The organism is Clostridium hydrogeniformans DSM 21757 (genome assembly GCF_000686705.1).
Lineage (GTDB): Bacteria > Bacillota > Clostridia > Clostridiales > Clostridiaceae > Clostridium_Z > Clostridium_Z hydrogeniformans.
Window position 1 is genome coordinate 209,881 of record NZ_KK366004.1, and the last position, 18,348, is coordinate 228,228.

Genomic DNA, 18,348 nt, shown 5'->3' on the forward strand with positions numbered 1-18,348 from the left:
AAGGGAGGTGTTATAATGTCTATTTATTCATTATAATAGCTCTTTTTTTATGGATAAATTTTAAATGAAAAGAGTTTAGAGGTAATAAAACATACAATTAAAACAATAAAGTTTAAAGATTTTATAAAAAATATTTATTTTAAGAAAAAATTTCTTTTAGTAAGAATAGACAAAGAAATATATTTTATAAAGGCGAAGAATTAAGAAAAAGAAGCTTAAAATATATATTAATGTTTTTTTATTATTACAAAAATTCAAAATATTGTGCTGATAGGATTGGAAATGAAGATAGTAGTATGAAATAAAATGAAAGAATTAATATTTTGGGGTTTAAAAGGTAAAAAAATACATATGTGTTTTTGAAGGTGAAAAATGATGGAATTCTATCATTTTTTTTATTAAAGTACTGAAATTAATTTCCTTTTCTTTATTATATTTAAATTTTAGAACAAATGGGAATAATAAAATTTGTCCTATGACTTATAAATAGGAAGAGGATTTAAAGTAAAATGATTTTTTATAGGAGGATAGTCAGTGATATGAATAAAAAAAATACTAAATATATAGTAATCATATTATTTCTTATATCAACGTTTTTAGTTAGTGGTCCATCACTTATTTCAAATGGTAAGAGCAATGAAGAGGAGAAGAAAGAAAATAATAAGGTGAAGATAGCTATAGTTATTGATGATTTTGGGAATGGAGGGGAAGGTACAGAAGAAATGCTTAATTTAGATATACCAATTACTGCTGCAGTGATGCCTTTTGCACCTTATAGTGAAGAAGAAAGCAAAAAAGCTATTGAAAAGGGGAAAGAGGTAATTATACATATGCCTATGGAACCAGAACATGGGAAACCTCATTGGTTAGGAAAAAAGCCTATAATTTCATCTCTTTCAAATGAGGAAGTGGAAGAGAGGGTGAGAGAAGCAGTAGGTGAAATAAGTGGGGCTAAGGGAATGAATAATCATATGGGATCTAAAATAACTAAGGATGAGAGGATACTAAGAGAAGTCTTTAAGGTGTTAAAAGAAAAAAATATGTTTTTTCTAGATTCTAAAACTACAGGTAAATCAAAGGCTTCGGAATTATGCAGAGAAATGTCTATTCCTTATTATGAAAGGGATGTATTCTTAGATCATGTTCATAGCCAGGAGAATGTGGAGAAAGAACTGGAGAATGCCTACAAAATAGCAAAAGAGAAAGGTTATGCTATTGTTATAGGTCATGTTGGTGCTCAAGGAGGCAAGATTACCGTCAATGGAATAAGAAATAAGATGGGAAAATTTCAAAAACAAGGGGTAGAATTTGTTTTTTTATCTCAAATTAAATAGAAATAAAGGTTTATGCTTCATTCTCTTGCAGAAATTAAAGGGGGTGAAGCTTTTTTTATTTAAACTTAATATTCTGAAAAAAGAAGCAAGACTTTATTTGAAAATTATTAATAAAATATGTCATATAAGACAAAAAATATATCTAAAATTCAAATTTCGCAAAAATTATCAAATGTAAACGTTAATATGTATAAAAATTAGTTGAAAATTATTAAAATATTATGTAGAATATAAACATCACAAATTATTGATTGTTTTTAGAAAATTTAAAAATAAATCAATAATCCTTAGTAAAATACAAACTTATGAATTAATGAAGATTGATGGCTTTCAAAACATTATTCTTTTCAGAGAATGAATAATATTCATTTAAAAGTCATTGATTAACATTATGAAAAATAATTTTTTTATGTACAAAGGGGGATTAACATGAAGGGAAAAAGGCTACTAAAGATAATTGCATCAGTAGTATTGGGTGTTTCTATGACATTCACATTATCTGCATGTGGTACAGGCGCTGTGGCAGGTAAGGATACTTTAGTTGTAGCACATGGTGCTGATGCTAAAACATTAGATCCACACGGAACTAATGACCAACCATCGTCAAGAGTTTCAAAACAAATCTATGACAGACTAGTTGAGCAAACAGAAACTATGGAGATAGTACCAGGCCTTGCAAAAGAGTGGAAACAACTTGATAATCTAACATGGGAATTTAAACTTAGAGATGGGGTTAAGTTCCACAATGGAGAAGTCTTAAAAGCTAGTGACGTAGTATTTACATTAAACAGAATGAAAAATTCTAAATCGGTATCATCTATTATTTCCAGTGTGGATACTATAACAGCTAAGGATGACAGCACGGTGATTATTAAGACAAAAGAACCATTTGCACCACTTCTTTCTCACCTTACACATACTGCTGCCTCTATATTAAATGAAAAAGCAGTTAAAGATGCAGGTCAAAACTATGGACAAAACCCAGTGGGAACAGGAGTATATAAGTTTGAGAGCTGGGATGCTGGAAGTAAAATTAATTTAGTAAGAAATGAAGACTACTTTGGCGAAAAAGGAAAAACGCCTAAGATTGTATTTAGAAATGTAAAAGAAGGAACTAACAGAACTATAGGTCTTGAAACAGGTGAAATAGACATAGCATATGATGTTGAGCCTGTAGACACTAAGAGTGTTAGGGAGCATAAACAACTTCAACTTATTGAGGAAGAATCTTTAAGTTACACTCATATAACAATGAACAATAAAAAAGAACCATTTAACAATCCTAAAGTAAGAAAAGCCTTAAACTATGCAGTTGATAAGGATGCTTTAATCGGTGCTATATTATATGGAGCTGGAGTTAAAGCAAATGCTCCTATAGGAAAAAATGTTTTTGGTTATACAGATAAGACAGTAAATTATGACTACGATGTAGCTAAAGCTAAGGAATTGTTAAAAGAGGCTGGTCTTGAAAATGGATTTAAAACAAGTATTTGGACTAATGACAACCCAGTAAGAGTTCAAATAGCTCAGATAATTCAAGCGAATTTAAAAGACGTTGGAATAGATGCTGAAATAGTATCTCTTGAATGGGGAACTTTCCTTGAAAAAACCGCTAGAGGAGAGCATGACATGAGTATTGGTGGATGGACTACAGTTACAGGAGATGCAGACTATGCATTATATCCACTATATCATAGCTCACAGCATGGTGGTGCAGGAAACAGAGATTTCTATAGCAATAAAGAAGTTGATAAGCTTTTAGAAGATGCTAAGAAGTCAATAGATCCTGTAGAAAGAAAAGACTTATATGAAAAGGCTATAATTGCAATAATGGATGACGTTCCTGAATTAGTTCTTTATTATGGAAAACAAAACGTAGGAGCTAGAAAAGAGATAGAAGGATTTAAACTTCATCCAGCAGGACATCATAATTTAAGTAAAGTAGAAAAAAAATAGGGAACGGATGAGAAGGGGGATATAAGATGCATAAGTATATATTAAAAAGAATAGCATTTCTTATTCCTGTATTAATAGGAGTTACCTTCCTAGTGTTTACGATACTTTCTTTTACACCAGGAGATCCAGCTCAATTAATACTTGGAGAGCAAGCTACACCAGAAGCGGTGTCAGAACTTAGAGAAGAAATGGGACTAAATGATCCATTCATAATGCAATATGGAAGATTCTTAAAAAATGCAGTTAAGGGTGATTTTGGAAGATCATACGCTTCTAAGAGACAAGTGTTTAATGAAATATTCCAAAGGTTCCCTAATACTCTTGTACTTGCTTTAGTAGGAGTTGCAGTTTCTATACTTATAGGAATTCCAGTAGGGATAATATCTGCAACAAAACAATATAGCTTTATAGATAGTTTTAGTATGATAGTTGCTCTTATAGGGGTATCTATGCCAAACTTCTGGTTTGGACTTATGCTTATATTAGTATTTTCAGTTAATCTTGGGCTTTTACCATCAGGGGGATTTGTTGGACTTAAGAGCTTAATTCTTCCAGCTATAACTTTAGGTTACAGCTCCTCAGCTATAATAACTCGTATGACGAGATCTTCAATGCTTGAGGTTATAAGACAAGACTTTATAAGAACAGCTAGAGCAAAAGGGGTTAAGGAAAAGAAGGTTATATTAAAGCATGGCCTTAAAAATGCCTTAATTCCAATTATAACAGTAGTTGGACTTCAATTTGGAGGACTACTTGGAGGAGCCGTTCTTACAGAAACAGTTTTCTCTTGGCCAGGGGTAGGTACATTACTTGTTGATGCTATAAGACAAAAGGATACACCAATGGTTCTCGCATCTGTTGTATTCCTTGCAACAACATTTAGTATATGTAACTTACTAGTTGATATACTTTATGCATATGTAGATCCGAGAATAAAATCTCAGTACAGTAAGTAATTATAGCAAAGGAGGATATGTACATGGCGAGTAATAAAAAGAGAAGCCAGTGGGCAGAGGTTTGGAGAAGACTTAAAAGAAATAAGCCTGCAATGATAGGACTTGCAATACTTACAATATTAATTCTTTTAGCGGTGTTTGCAGGGTTCATTGCTGATTATGATACAGTTGTTATAAAACAAAATTTACCAGAAAGACTTCAAGGTCCAAGCGGAAAACACATATTAGGAACGGATGAATTTGGTCGTGATATATTTGCAAGATTAATCCACGGAGCAAGAGTATCCTTAAGAGTTGGTATTATAGCTGTTGGTATAGCTATAGCTATTGGGGGAACATTAGGAGCTATTGCAGGATATTATGGTGGGGTTTTAGATAACGTAATAATGAGAATTATGGATGTTTTCCTTGCTGTACCAAGTATATTACTTTCAATATCAATAGTATCAGCATTAGGACCTAACCTAATTAACCTAATGATATCAATAGGAATATCTTCGGTGCCTTCCTATGCAAGAATAGTTAGAGCATCAGTATTATCTATTAGAGATCAAGAGTTCGTTGAAGCTGCAAAGGCTATAGGAGCTAATGATGCTAGAATTATAATGAAGCATATAATTCCTAATGCTTTAGCACCAGTTATAGTACAAGCTACTCTAGGAGTTGCAGGTGCTATACTATCTACAGCAGGACTTAGCTTTATAGGGCTTGGAATACAGCCACCAGCTCCAGAATGGGGAGCAATGCTAGCTGGAGGAAGACAGTATCTAAGATATGCATGGCATGTAACTGCTTTCCCAGGAATAGCAATAATGCTTACAATTCTTTCTCTTAACCTTTTAGGTGATGGATTAAGAGATGCATTAGACCCAAGACTTAAGAACTAAGGGGGGATACGCTATGAGTACCAAAGATACTTTAATAAAGATCGATAATCTTCATATAAATTTTGAAACTGTAGACGGCGTTGTAAAAGCAGTTAATGGGGTTAATTTAGAACTTAAGAAGGGTGAGACTTTAGGACTTGTTGGAGAAACAGGAGCAGGTAAAACTACAACTGCTCTAGGAATAATGAGACTAATACAAAGTCCTCCAGGAAAAATAACTAATGGAACTATAAAATTTGAAGGTAAGAACGTATTAGAGCTTTCAGAAGAGGAAATGAGAGGAATAAGAGGTAATAAAATATCTATGATATTCCAAGACCCTATGACTTCTTTAAATCCTGTAGAGACAGTAGGAGATCAAATAGCAGAAGTTATAGAAATTCACCAAGATGTAACTAGAGAAGAAGCTATGAAAAAAGCTGGAGATATGCTTGAGCTTGTTGGTATGCCAAGAGCTAGAGTAAATGATTATCCACATCAATTTTCAGGTGGTATGAAGCAAAGGGTTGTTATAGCTATAGCTCTTGCATGTAATCCACAATTTTTAATAGCTGATGAGCCAACTACGGCTCTGGATGTTACAATTCAAGCTCAAGTTCTTGAGATGATGAACAAGCTTAAGAATGATTTAGGAACTTCTATGATGCTTATAACTCATGACCTTGGAGTTGTTGCTCAGGTTTGTGATAAGGTTGCTATAATGTATGGTGGAGAGATAGTTGAATCTGGTAGTCTTGAAGATCTATTTGAGAATACTAAGCATCCATATACAGAAGGATTATTTGGTTCTATTCCTAATCTTGATGAAGAAGTGGATAGACTATCTCCAATAAAGGGACTTATGCCAGACCCTACAGATCTTCCAAGCGGATGTGTGTTCCATCCAAGATGTCCTTATGCAAAGGATGTTTGTGGTAAAAAGGTACCTCTTATAACTACTATTAAAGATGGACATACTGTAAAGTGCCTAAAATATGAAGAAGAAACTAAGAATTTATTTTAAATTCACCTAAGGAGGAAAAGATTATGAGTGAAAAACTGATTGAAGTTAAAAACCTAAAAAAATACTTTAATACTCCAAAGGGACTTCTTCATGCAGTAGATGATGTAAGCTTTGATATAAATAAAGGTGAAACTTTAGGAGTTGTTGGAGAGTCTGGTTGTGGAAAATCTACAACAGGTAGAGCAATCCTAAGACTTTTAGAAGCAACAGGTGGAGAGGTTTTATTCCAAGGAGAAAACATATTAAAGTATGATAAAAGTAGATTAAGAGATTTAAGACGTGAAATGCAAATAATATTCCAAGATCCATTTGCATCCTTAAATCCAAGAATGACAGTAAGTGAGATAATTGGAGAGCCACTTGCAATTCATAAGATGGTTAACTCCAAAGAAGGTCAAAGTAAAATAGTTAAGGAACTTATGGACACTGTTGGACTTAGTGAAAGACTTGTTAATACATACCCTCATGAACTTGATGGAGGAAGAAGACAAAGAATAGGAATTGCAAGAGCATTGTCTTTAAACCCTAAGTTTATAGTATGTGATGAGCCAGTATCAGCACTAGATGTTTCTATACAAGCACAGGTACTTAACCTAATGCAAGACCTTCAAAAGGACCTTGGACTTACTTATATGTTTATAACTCACGATTTATCAGTAGTTAAGCATATATCTAACCACATAGCAGTTATGTATCTTGGAACATTAGTTGAGAAGGCATCTTCTAAGGAATTATTCAAAAATCCTATACATCCTTATACTCAAGCACTATTATCAGCTATACCAGTGCCAAGTATAAAGCATAAGAAGGAAAGAGTAATCCTTAAGGGAGAGATAACATCTCCTATAAATCCAGCGCCAGGATGTAGATTTGCAAAGCGTTGTCCATATGCTAAGGATGATTGCTTTAAGGTGTCACCAGAGCTTAAAGAGGTTGTTAAAGATCACTTTGTAGCTTGTCACTATTATAAAGAAATAAATAATATGTAATAAATAAAAAAAGTAAGATACTCAATTTTGGGTATCTTACTTTTTTTATTTATTATATTGTAAGAAGTATAGTTGATTTTTAAATCCTTCTCTTTAGAAAATAAAGTATAAATATAGATAAGCCTTTAAAGTTTTAGGTATAATAACTAGGTTTTCAGAATATTATTTCATAAACCTAATTATAAACAATTTTAATTAAGAGGAGGATTTATATGAAGGTAAGAAAATTTTTGAAAATATTAAGTGCTATAGCCATAGTAACATCTATTACTGTAGGACTTACAGCATGCGGAGGAGAAGGCAAAGTAAACGATACAACAGGTAGTTCCTTTAAGGAGCAAATGATTGTAGCACAAGGTGCTGATGCAAAATCATTAGATCCCCATGCAACAAACGATCAACCTTCATCAAGGGTAACTAAACAGATATATGATAGACTTGTAGAACAAGATGAAAACATGAAATTAATACCAGGTATTGCTAAAGAGTGGAAGCAAGTGGATGATTTAACTTGGGAGTTTACTCTTAATACAGGTATAAAGTTCCACAATGGAGATACCCTAAAGGCTAGTGATGTAGCATTCTCATTAAATAGAATGAAAGGTGAAAAATCTGTTTCCCATATCATTGAAAGTATAGATACTGTAACAGCTAAGGATGATAATACAGTAGTTATTAAAACTTCAGCACCTTTCGCACCACTTCTAACTCATCTCGCTCATCCAGCATCATCTATATTAAGTGAAAAAGTAGTAAAGGAAAAAGGAGCTGATTATGGTCAAAACCCTATAGGTACAGGTCCTTATAAATTCTCTAAGTGGGAAGTAGGAAGTAAAATACACTTAGAAAAGAATAAGGACTACTTTGGAGAAAAGGGAAAGACAGAAAAAATAATATTTACGAATATAAAGGAAGGTACCAATAGAACCATAGGACTTGAGACTGGAGAAATAGATTTAGCTTATGATATAGATCCAACAGATACAGGAAGGGTTAAAGATCATGCTGATTTAAAATTAACTGAAGAAGAAGATTTAAGTTATGCATATATAGGAATGAATAATAAAAAGGAACCTTTTAATAACGTAAAAGTAAGACAAGCAATAAATTATGCAGTAAACAAGGAGTCTATTATAAAGGCTGCTTTATATGGAACAGGAACCATGGCTAAATCTCCTATAGGAGATAAGGTTTTTGGTCATACAGATAAGGCAACAGGATATCCATATAATTTAGATAAGGCTAAAGAACTTATGAAGGAATCTGGTCATGAAAAGGGATTTAAGACAACTATATGGACTAATGACAACTCATTAAGAACTCAAATAGCTCAAATAGTACAATCAAACTTAAAAGAGATAGGAATAGAAGTTGAAATAGTTTCCTTAGAATGGGGTAGTTATTTAGAAAGAACAGCTAAGGGAGAGCATGATATGTTTATACTAGGATGGACAACAGTAACTGCCGATGCAGATTATGGATTATATCCACTTTACCATAGTAAGCAACATGGTAGTGCAGGAAACAGATCTTTCTATACTAATCCAGAAGTAGATAAGTTATTAGATAAAGCTAAGACTAGTACAAATCAAGATGAAAGAAAAGAATTATATGATAAAGCTGTCACTTTAATCACTGGGGAAGCTCCAGAAATAATGCTTTATTATAAGAAACAAAATGTTGGAATGCAAAAGAAGGTAGAAGGGTTTAAGCTAAGCCCAGCAGGACATCATAGCTTAAAGAATGTGACAATTAGCAAGTAATAAGGAAAAAGGGGGATAGACTATGTATAAATACGTCTTAAAAAGAATAGCCTTTCTTATTCCTGTTTTAATAGGGGTTACTTTTTTGGTTTTCTCTATAATGTCCTTAACACCTGGAGATCCTGCTCAGCTTATATTAGGAGAAAAAGCAACTACCCAGGATGTTAATGCTCTAAGAGAAAAAATGGGACTAGATGACCCTTTTATAGTACAGTATGGAAGGTTTTTGAAGAATGCAGCACAAGGAGATTTTGGAAGGTCTTATACATCTAAGAGAATGGTGTTTAATGAAATATTTCAAAGATTTCCTAACACTTTAGTTCTTGCATTACTAGGCGTTGCAGTGTCTATCCTCATAGGTATACCTGTGGGGATAATATCTGCAACAAAACAATATAGCCTTATTGATAGTTTTTGTATGGTTATTGCACTTATAGGAGTTTCTATGCCTAACTTTTGGTTTGGACTTATGCTCATATTAGTTTTCTCTGTGAATTTAGGAGTTTTACCTTCAGGTGGGTTTATGGGACTTAAGAGTTTAATTTTACCAGCTATAACCTTAGGCTATAGTTCTTCGGCTATAATAACACGTATGACAAGGTCTTCAATGCTTGAAGTTATAAGACAGGATTTTATAAGAACAGCTAGAGCAAAAGGGGTAAAAGAAAAAAAGGTTATATTAAAGCATGGGCTTAAAAATGCATTAATACCAATTATAACAGTAGTTGGTTTACAATTTGGAGGCTTACTTGGAGGGGCAGTTCTTACTGAAACAGTTTTTTCTTGGCCAGGAGTAGGAACTCTTCTTGTTGATGCGATAAGACAAAAGGACACACCTATGGTTTTGGCAGCTGTTGTATTCTTAGCTACAACCTTTAGTATATGCAACTTACTAGTAGACATACTCTATGCCTATGTAGATCCTAGAATAAAATCTCAATATAGTAAGTAGGAGGGAGGAAGAGCTATGAGTAGTAACAGGAAAAGAAGCCAATGGGGGGAAGTGTGGAGAAGACTAAAGAGAAATAAACCAGCTATGATTGGGCTTGTGGTAATATGTTTATTAATTATACTTGCAGTTATTGCAGGTTTTATAGCAGACTATGATAATGTGGTAATAAAACAGAATCTTGAAGAAAGACTTCAGGGACCAAGTTCAAAGTATATATTGGGTACAGATGAGTTTGGGCGTGATATATTTGCAAGGCTTATTCATGGAGCTAGGGTATCCTTAAGAGTTGGTATTTTAGCAGTTGGAATAGCCATAGTTATAGGTGGGTCACTAGGGGCTATAGCAGGATATTATGGCGGAGTTTTAGATAATGTGATAATGAGAATTATGGATGTTTTTCTTGCTGTACCAAGTATACTTCTTGCTATATCTATAGTTTCAGCATTAGGACCAAGTCTTTTTAATCTTATGTTATCTATAGGTATATCCTCTGTTCCTTCCTATGCAAGAATTGTGAGGGCGTCGGTACTTTCTATTAGGGAACAAGAATTTATAGAAGCCGCTAAAGCCATAGGAGCCAATGACTTTAGACTAGTCATGAGACATATAATTCCGAATTCTTTAGCACCAGTTATAGTACAAGCAACCCTAGGAGTTGCAGGTGCCATATTGTCAACAGCAGGACTAAGTTTTATAGGGCTTGGAATACAGCCACCAGATCCAGAATGGGGGGCCATGTTAGCAGGAGGAAGACAATATTTAAGAGATGCATGGCATGTAACAACCTTCCCAGGAATAGCTATAATGATTACAATTCTATCCTTAAATTTATTAGGGGATGGACTTAGAGATGCCTTAGACCCAAGACTTAAGAACTAGGGAGGAGGTAAAGTATGAGTAATAAAAAAAATTTAATAAAGGTAGAAGACCTTCAAGTTGTCTTTCAAACAGTAGATGGAACAGTTAATGCAGTTAATGGAGTCAACTTAGATCTAAATGTGGGAGAAACCCTAGGGCTTGTTGGAGAAACAGGGGCGGGAAAAACAACAACTGCTCTTGGGATTATGAGGTTAGTCCAGACGCCACCAGGAAAAATAGTAAATGGAAGTATAAATTTTAATGGGAAAAACCTTTTAGAGCTTTCAGAAGAAGAAATGAGAGTTATAAGAGGAAATGATATATCTATGATATTTCAAGATCCTATGACTTCATTAAATCCAGTTGAAACAGTTGGGAATCAGATATCTGAAGTAATTGAGATTCATCAAAACCTTGGAAAAGAAGAGTCCATAAAAAAGGCAGGAGATATGCTAGAATTAGTTGGGATACAAAGATCTAGAATTAATGATTACCCTCACCAGTTTTCAGGGGGGATGAAACAAAGGGTGGTTATAGCTATAGCCCTTGCGTGTAATCCTAAGCTTTTAATAGCAGACGAACCAACTACTGCCCTTGATGTTACTATTCAAGCACAGGTTATTGAAATGATGAATAAGCTAAAAAAAGATTTTGGAACATCAATGCTTCTTATAACCCACGACCTTGGGGTAGTAGCTGAGGTTTGTGATAAAGTTGCTATAATGTATGGGGGAAAGATTGTAGAATCAGGAAGTCTTTACAATATATTTGAAAATACAAAGCATCCTTATACAGAAGGACTCTTTGGATCAATTCCAAATATGGAGGAAGATGTTGATAGGTTATCTCCAATAAAGGGGCTTATGCCAGATCCTACGAATCTTCCAAGTGGATGTACTTTCCATCCTAGATGTCCTTATGCTAAGGATGTATGTAGAGAGAATACTCCTAAACCTACTGTAATAGAGGATGGACATAGTGTTAGATGTTTTAAATATGAAGAGGATACTATAAAATTATTTTTACCTAAGGAGGAGAACCATGAGTAAGGCTTTAATAGAAGTTAAAAATCTAAAGAAGTATTTTAAAACTCCAAAGGGACTTCTTCATGCAGTAGATGATGTAAGTTTTAATATAAATACTGGAGAAACCCTTGGTATTGTTGGAGAATCAGGATGTGGTAAATCTACTACAGGAAGAGTAATACTTAGGCTTTTAGATGCAACAGGTGGAGAGGTAATTTTTAATGGAGAAGATATTTTAAGTTGTAATAAAGGAAGACTTAGGGAGTTAAGACGGGAGATGCAGATTATTTTTCAGGATCCATTTGCATCTTTAAATCCCAGAATGACAATAAGTGAGACTATCGCTGAACCCTTAATAATACACAAGATGACCAAATCTAAGGAAGAACTTAATAATAGGGTTAAGTCTCTTATGGATACGGTAGGACTTAGTGAGAGACTTATTAATACCTATCCTCATGAATTAGATGGAGGAAGAAGGCAAAGAATAGGTATTGCAAGAGCGTTATCCTTAAATCCAAAGTTTATAGTATGTGATGAACCAGTATCAGCACTAGATGTTTCTATACAAGCTCAGGTGCTTAACTTAATGCAAGATCTTCAAAAAGATCTTGGACTTACTTATATGTTTATAACTCATGATTTATCAGTAGTTAAGCATATATCTAATCATATAGCAGTTATGTATCTTGGAGTATTAGTTGAGAAGGCATCTTCAAAGGAACTATTTAAAACTCCTATTCATCCTTATACTAAGGCTCTATTATCAGCAATACCAGTGCCTAGTATAAAACATAAGAAGGAGAGAGTAATCCTTAAGGGAGAAATAACTTCTCCTATAAATCCAGAGCCTGGATGTAGATTTGCAAAGCGTTGTCCATATGCTAAGGAAGATTGCTTCAAGGTGTCACCAGAGCTTAAAGAGGTTGTTAAGGATCACTTTGTAGCTTGTCACCATTATAAAAAAATAAATAATAGGTAATTATACTAAAAAAGCTATGGACTAATCCATAGATCAGACTGTAGATAAAATGGATATTTTTGTAATGAAAATATCCATTTTATTATTTCATTATAAATAATATGGACTACGATAGTTGTTAAAGGCTTTTCAGATATCACCCCAAAATATTTTAATATAAAATTAAAAGAGTGTCGACTTTGTCGACACCCTGAAGATTTAGAACTATCCGAATCTTTTTTGGTTGCGGGAGCAGGACTTGAACCTACGACCTTCGGGTTATGAGCCCGACGAGCTACCAACTGCTCCATCCCGCGATATTAAGTTTCTAACTTTAGATAGTATGTTGAGTATAGTCTTATTATATGATAAAGTAAAGGAAAATATGAAAAAATTTAAAAATTATTTAAAAATGTTAAAAAGTTAGAAATAGTTTAATACATATTTATGTAAAATGTGTATTATATAGATTTTTATAATATAATAATACTCATAATAGTTTTATAAGAGAATCAGAGGAATAGATATGAGAAATAAATATCTAGTATTTGATATACATACTTATTATAATGATAAAAGTAGAGAAGGTTGATTTAAGAAAATTAAAAAAATATTTAACATTGTTTAGAGTTATGAAAGAATACTGAGAAGTGAAAAGGAGAGAAAATATGGCTACTATAAGAGATGTGGCTAAGCTGGCAGGAGTGTCAGTTGCTACTGTATCTAGGGTAATAAATAAAAAAGGTTATGTAAGTAAGGAAACAGAAGAAGCAATTATTAACGCCATGAAAATGTTAAATTACACTCCAAATGATGTAGCGAGAAGATTAGCTGGTAAAAAATCTAATACAATAGGACTTGTTATTCCTAATATCATAAACCCATTTTTCCCTGAAATAGCTAGAGCGGCAGAGGATACTGCAAATAAACTTGGTTTTAGTCTGATACTATGTAATGCAGATAATAATAGAGAAAAAGAAAATCAGTATTATGAAATGCTTATAAACAAGCAAGTAGATGGAATAATAATAGCCTCATATACAGCCATGCCAATGGATTTGTTATCACTTATGGATAGAGGAATGCCCATAGTTGCATTAGATAGAGAATATAATGGCTATGAAATTCCTTCAATTAAGGGTGATGATAGGTTAGGGGGAGAACTTGCAGCTAAACATTTAATAGAATGTGGATGTGAAAATATTGCACATATAACAGGGCCTATGTACATAGAATCTTTTCAAGAAAGGTTCGAAGGCTTTGAAAAGATATTGAAAGAAAATAATATATATAAATCTCAATTAGTAAAGATAGAAGAGCTTTCTTTAAAAGGAGGATATGAAGCCACAAAAAGGTTATTAGAAGAGGTCAAAGAAATAGATGGGATATTTGCAGGTAATGATATTTTAGCTATTGGATGCTACAAAGCTTTAAATGACCTAGGATATAAGCTTTATGATGATATAAAGCTTATAGGGTATGATGGTCTTGAATCAAATATTAATTATTTAGAGATATCTTCAGTAGCTCAGCCCATGTATAGTTTGGGTAAATATGCAGTAGAATTGCTTGTTAAAATAATTAAAGAGGAAGAGAATATAACAAAAGAAAAAATAAAACTAGAATTAGAAGTTGTAAAAAGGAAATCTACGATTGGAAAACAAAATAGAGCTAATAAAAAAGTAATCAGTTAAAAACTGATTGCTTTTTTTGTTAAAAAATTAATTATTTTTGAATTGAGAAAATAAAAAAAAACTCTTGAAAACATTTACTGATACTATTGACATACAATTAATATGATGTTAGATTTAAATATATAACCGGTTACACATTTTTGTATTTAAAATTAAAAATGTGATGAAAGTATCGTAAATAAAAGGTTTATAGCTATTATATATAATATGGAAACGGTTAGATTGGAGGTAGTTATGAAAAAGGTAGTTGTAGTTGGAAGCCTTAATATGGATTTGGTTATGGAAGTTGATAGAATCCCTAAGATAGGCGAAACTATTAAAGGCGAAGAAATGAGTTACTTAATTGGGGGTAAGGGATCTAATCAAGCAGTTGCAGCTTGTAGGCTTGGGAACGAAGTTACCATGATTGGTTGTACTGGAAAGGATACATTTGGAGATAAAGTTTTAAAGCACTTAAAAGAAGAAGGTATAAATATAGATGCAATAAAGAGAGATGAAGTCATATTCACAGGAATAGCAACTATTTTTAAAACAAAAGATGATAATTCAATAGTAGTAATTCCAGGGGCTAATGATTTTTGTGATAAGGATTTGATAGATAAAAATATAGAAGCTATAAAGTCTGCTGATATATTAATAACTCAATTAGAAATTCCTATTGAAACTGTAGAGTATGTATTAAAGGTTGCTAAAGAAAACGGAGTGAAGACTATATTAAACCCAGCTCCTGCAAGAAAGATTAGTAAGGAAATATTAATGAATGCTGATTTTATTACTCCTAATGAAAGTGAGTTTGAAATAATATCAGGTAAATTATTTAAAGATGGAAATGAGCTTGAAGAATCTATGATAAATTGGCAAAAAGAAAATCCATCAACTAGATTAGTAGTTACTAGAGGAAAAGATGGTTCTTCCTATGTAGATGAAAATGAGGTAGAAACCATGAAAGCTATAAAGGTAAATGTTATAGATACAACAGGTGCAGGAGATACTTTTAATGGAGCTTTGGCTCATGGATTAAGTCATGAATTTTCAATGAATGAAGCAGTAACCTTTGCAGGTGCAGCAGCATCATTATCAGTAACTGAATTTGGTGCTCAAACAGGAATGCCAAAATTTGAAGAAGTAAATAATATTTTAGATATAAAGTAGGGAGGAATTAAAATGTTAAAAAGAAGACCTATTATTATTGATACAGATCCAGGAATAGATGATGCAGTTGCAATTGCAGCAGCAGTATTTTGTGAAAGCTTAGATGTAAAATTAATTTCAACAGTTTCAGGTAATGTTTCTATAGAACATACCACAAAAAATGCACAAAAATTAGTAGAGTTTTTTGAAAAAGACATTGTAGTAGCAAAGGGTGCAAGTAAACCTTTAATTAAAGAGTTAGAAGATGCTAGTCACATTCATGGTGAAACAGGAATGGCTGGATATGAATTCCCAGAGCCAACTAAAAAGTTACATGAAAAGAATTCTATAGAAGCAATGAGAGAAGTAATCTTAAACTCACAAGAAAAAATAACAATAGTACCTATAGGACCATTAACTAACATAGCATTATTACTTAAAACTTATCCAGAAGTTAAAGAGAATATAGAAGAAATAGTTTTAATGGGAGGTTCATCAGGAAGAGGAAATCATACTCCCGCAGCAGAGTATAATATATATGCAGATCCAGAAGCTGCAAAGATAGTATTTGCACAAGATGTTAAAATAGTAGTTTGTCCTTTAGATGTAACTGCAATATCCACTTTAGATTTAGAAACAATAAATAAATTAAGGGATATGAATAAGATTGGAGAAATGTTCTATTCATTATTCAATCACTATAGAGGTGGAAGTGTAGCAAAAGGCGGTCTAAAGATGCATGACTTAACAACTATAGCATATCTTGATAAACCAGAATTATTTGAAAAAGTAGAGACTTTCGTAGATATAGAGACAGCATCAGGATATACAGAAGGCTTCATGATAGTTGACTTTAGAGGAGTATATAATAAAAAAGCAAATGCTACTTTCTGTACAGAAATCAATGTTGAAGAGTTTAGAAATTGGATGCTAGATATATTTAAAAATATTAAATTTTAATTTATAGGAGGATTTAAATATGATAGAAGTTATTATTGCATTACTTGTTATCTTTGGGGTAGGATACTTAATTTACAAAAAGTATAATGCAACTATTGCACTAGCTGTTGGTGGTCTATTATTACTAACTTCAGCTGTTATACTTGGGTATCCTATATTATCGCCTGAAAATACAACAGGAATGCCTTTCCTAGATGTATTTAAAGCAGTGGAATTATCTTTTATTAAAAACTTAGGAAACATTGGGTTAACTATAATGACTTTATTTGGTTTCTCAAGCTACATGAACTTAATTGGAGCAAATGAAGTTACAGTTAATGTTATGACAAAACCTTTAGGAAAAATTAAATCTAAGTACATATTAATTCCAGTAATATTTTTACTAGGAAACTTATTATCTTTAGTTGTTCCTAGTGCATCTAGTTTAGCAGTATTACTTATGGCAACATTATATCCGGTATTAACTAAAATTGGTGTTACTCCATTATCAGCAGGGGCAGTAATTGCAACTACAGCTACAATAATGCCAACACCACTTGGAGCAGATAATGTTTTAGCAGCAGAAACTTTTGGTATGAATATTATGGATTACGTTATTGCTCATGCCAAGGTCTCAATTCCTGCATTATTAGTTATGGCAGTTGCTCATTATTTCTGGCAAAAATATCTTGATAAGAAAGAAAAAGCAGAAGATGTAAAGATAGATGAAAGCAAATTAGCAAAATTAAATAAAGAATTACCACCTAAATACTATGCAATATTACCAATATTACCGTTAATATTAGTTCTATTATTTAATCTTGTAATTAAAAATGCAAATATAGGACTTGTTAGTATAACATTCATGTCATTAATTATAGCAGTAATAGTTGAATTAATAAGAAAAAGAGATTTTGTTAAAGTTTCAAATGATATAAATGAATTCTTCAAAGGAATGGGTAATGGTTTAGCTATGGTTGTAACATTGTTAGTAGCTGCATCATTATTAGTAGATGGATTAAAAGCTCTTGGAATAGTTGATATGATAACTAATTCAGTACAAGGCTTAAATGGAGCTGGAACAATTTTAATGTTAGCATTTAGTGGAGTTACTTTCTTAATAGGTTTAATCAGTGGTGGTGGATTATCAGTATTCTACGCATCAGTAGGTATGATTCCAGATCTTGCTGCAGCAGTTAATGTATCAGGACCTATGATAGCATTACCAATGCAAATGGTAGCCAACTTAGTTAGATCAATATCACCAGTAGCAGCATGTATAATAGTTGTTTGTTCAATTATAGGTACAAGCCCAATGAAGATAGTTAAACGTACTGCAGTACCAGTAATAGTTGGTATTGTATCAGTATTAATACTTTCAGTAATATTATTATAAAAATTTATTGAAAAATGAGAGTTAGAGAAGCATCCTTGATAGAGGTATCTCAAGTCAGAATATGGCTAAGGGATACTGCAAGTTGGTTAAAAGAAAACGACATTCCTCAATGGGAAAGGTTTTTAGATGATAAAAAAATTGAAGTTTGCTTAAAAGATTATAATGATAGAAAGCTATATGTATTAGAAGATGATAGTAAAGTCATAATTGGAGCTATGTCCTTTGGAAATCCAGAGGACATAGATATAAAACTTTGGGATAACTCAGAAAATGCTTATTATATACACAGGATAGTTTTATCTAAAGAGTTTAGGGGTATGAAAAAAGGCGAGTTTATGATAAATTGGGCGAAAAAATCTGCCATTAGTGATAAAAAAGAGCTTAGACTTAACTGTGTAAATGAGAATAAAGTTTTATTTAATTACTATAGTAACCAAGGCTTTAATTATAACGGAAGCAAATTAGGCTATCACTTATTCAAAATTTAAGTATAGGAGATGTAAT

Annotated in this window: 16 protein-coding genes and 1 tRNA gene; 16 read left to right on the forward strand and 1 reads right to left on the reverse strand. The window is 32.6% G+C overall.

Annotated features, from left to right (window positions below; all coding sequences use genetic code 11):
* Positions 1-539 precede the first annotated feature (539 nt).
* The 11 genes from BR69_RS0114260 to BR69_RS0114315 all read left to right on the forward strand — a co-directional run bounded on the left by BR69_RS0114260 (position 540) and on the right by BR69_RS0114315 (position 12,705).
* A complete protein-coding gene (locus BR69_RS0114260) occupies positions 540-1,334 on the forward strand; it encodes a divergent polysaccharide deacetylase family protein (RefSeq protein ID WP_027633772.1) in 795 nt (264 codons plus the stop codon).
* Positions 1,335-1,763: 429 nt separating this feature from the next.
* Positions 1,764-3,290: a glutathione ABC transporter substrate-binding protein gene (locus tag BR69_RS0114270; protein ID WP_027633774.1), complete on the forward strand. Its 1,527-nt coding sequence runs from the start codon at positions 1,764-1,766 to the stop codon at positions 3,288-3,290.
* 26 nt (positions 3,291-3,316) lie between these two features.
* Entirely contained in the window at positions 3,317-4,246 is a 930-nt protein-coding gene (gene nikB, locus BR69_RS0114275; protein ID WP_027633775.1) for a nickel ABC transporter permease, read from the forward strand.
* 23 nt (positions 4,247-4,269) lie between these two features.
* Positions 4,270-5,133: an ABC transporter permease gene (locus tag BR69_RS0114280; RefSeq protein ID WP_207640778.1), complete on the forward strand. Its 864-nt coding sequence runs from the start codon at positions 4,270-4,272 to the stop codon at positions 5,131-5,133.
* Positions 5,134-5,146: 13 nt separating this feature from the next.
* Positions 5,147-6,136 (forward strand): ABC transporter ATP-binding protein, encoded by a 990-nt coding sequence (locus BR69_RS0114285; protein ID WP_027633777.1) that lies wholly within the window; start codon positions 5,147-5,149, stop codon positions 6,134-6,136.
* Between the two features lie 23 nt (positions 6,137-6,159).
* Positions 6,160-7,125, forward strand: a complete 966-nt coding sequence (locus tag BR69_RS0114290) for an ABC transporter ATP-binding protein (protein WP_027633778.1) — start codon at positions 6,160-6,162, stop codon at positions 7,123-7,125.
* A 212-nt stretch (positions 7,126-7,337) separates the two neighbouring features.
* Entirely contained in the window at positions 7,338-8,888 is a 1,551-nt protein-coding gene (locus BR69_RS0114295; protein WP_027633779.1) for a glutathione ABC transporter substrate-binding protein, read from the forward strand.
* A 22-nt stretch (positions 8,889-8,910) separates the two neighbouring features.
* Positions 8,911-9,840 carry a nickel ABC transporter permease gene (gene nikB, locus BR69_RS0114300; RefSeq protein WP_027633780.1) on the forward strand — a complete coding sequence of 310 codons (930 nt, stop codon included), beginning with the start codon at positions 8,911-8,913 and terminating at the stop codon, positions 9,838-9,840.
* A gap of 15 nt (positions 9,841-9,855) precedes the next feature.
* Positions 9,856-10,719: an ABC transporter permease gene (locus BR69_RS0114305; RefSeq protein ID WP_027633781.1), complete on the forward strand. Its 864-nt coding sequence runs from the start codon at positions 9,856-9,858 to the stop codon at positions 10,717-10,719.
* Positions 10,720-10,733: 14 nt separating this feature from the next.
* Entirely contained in the window at positions 10,734-11,747 is a 1,014-nt protein-coding gene (locus tag BR69_RS0114310; RefSeq protein ID WP_027633782.1) for an ABC transporter ATP-binding protein, read from the forward strand.
* Positions 11,740-12,705: an ABC transporter ATP-binding protein gene (locus BR69_RS0114315; RefSeq protein WP_027633783.1), complete on the forward strand. Its 966-nt coding sequence runs from the start codon at positions 11,740-11,742 to the stop codon at positions 12,703-12,705. Before BR69_RS0114310 ends, BR69_RS0114315 begins: the two co-directional genes overlap by 8 nt.
* Positions 12,706-12,925: 220 nt before the next feature.
* Here BR69_RS0114315 and BR69_RS0114320 read toward each other — a convergent pair.
* Positions 12,926-13,001, reverse strand: a tRNA-Met gene (locus tag BR69_RS0114320).
* 351 nt (positions 13,002-13,352) lie between these two features.
* On the opposite strand from BR69_RS0114320, the gene BR69_RS20635 reads away from it, so the two are divergent.
* The 5 genes from BR69_RS20635 to BR69_RS0114345 all read left to right on the forward strand — a co-directional run bounded on the left by BR69_RS20635 (position 13,353) and on the right by BR69_RS0114345 (position 18,332).
* On the forward strand, positions 13,353-14,378 hold the full coding sequence (locus tag BR69_RS20635) for a LacI family DNA-binding transcriptional regulator (protein ID WP_034849955.1): 1,026 nt from the start codon (positions 13,353-13,355) through the stop codon (positions 14,376-14,378).
* A 234-nt stretch (positions 14,379-14,612) separates the two neighbouring features.
* Complete coding sequence (rbsK, locus tag BR69_RS0114330; RefSeq protein ID WP_027633784.1) at positions 14,613-15,530, forward strand: ribokinase; 918 nt, start codon at positions 14,613-14,615, stop codon at positions 15,528-15,530.
* A 12-nt stretch (positions 15,531-15,542) separates the two neighbouring features.
* Positions 15,543-16,469 carry a ribonucleoside hydrolase RihC gene (gene rihC, locus BR69_RS0114335; protein ID WP_027633785.1) on the forward strand — a complete coding sequence of 309 codons (927 nt, stop codon included), beginning with the start codon at positions 15,543-15,545 and terminating at the stop codon, positions 16,467-16,469.
* Between the two features lie 19 nt (positions 16,470-16,488).
* Positions 16,489-17,844 (forward strand): C4-dicarboxylate transporter DcuC, encoded by a 1,356-nt coding sequence (gene dcuC / locus BR69_RS0114340; RefSeq protein WP_027633786.1) that lies wholly within the window; start codon positions 16,489-16,491, stop codon positions 17,842-17,844.
* Positions 17,845-17,879: 35 nt separating this feature from the next.
* Complete coding sequence (locus BR69_RS0114345) at positions 17,880-18,332, forward strand: GNAT family N-acetyltransferase (RefSeq protein WP_027633787.1); 453 nt, start codon at positions 17,880-17,882, stop codon at positions 18,330-18,332.
* Positions 18,333-18,348 lie beyond the last annotated feature (16 nt).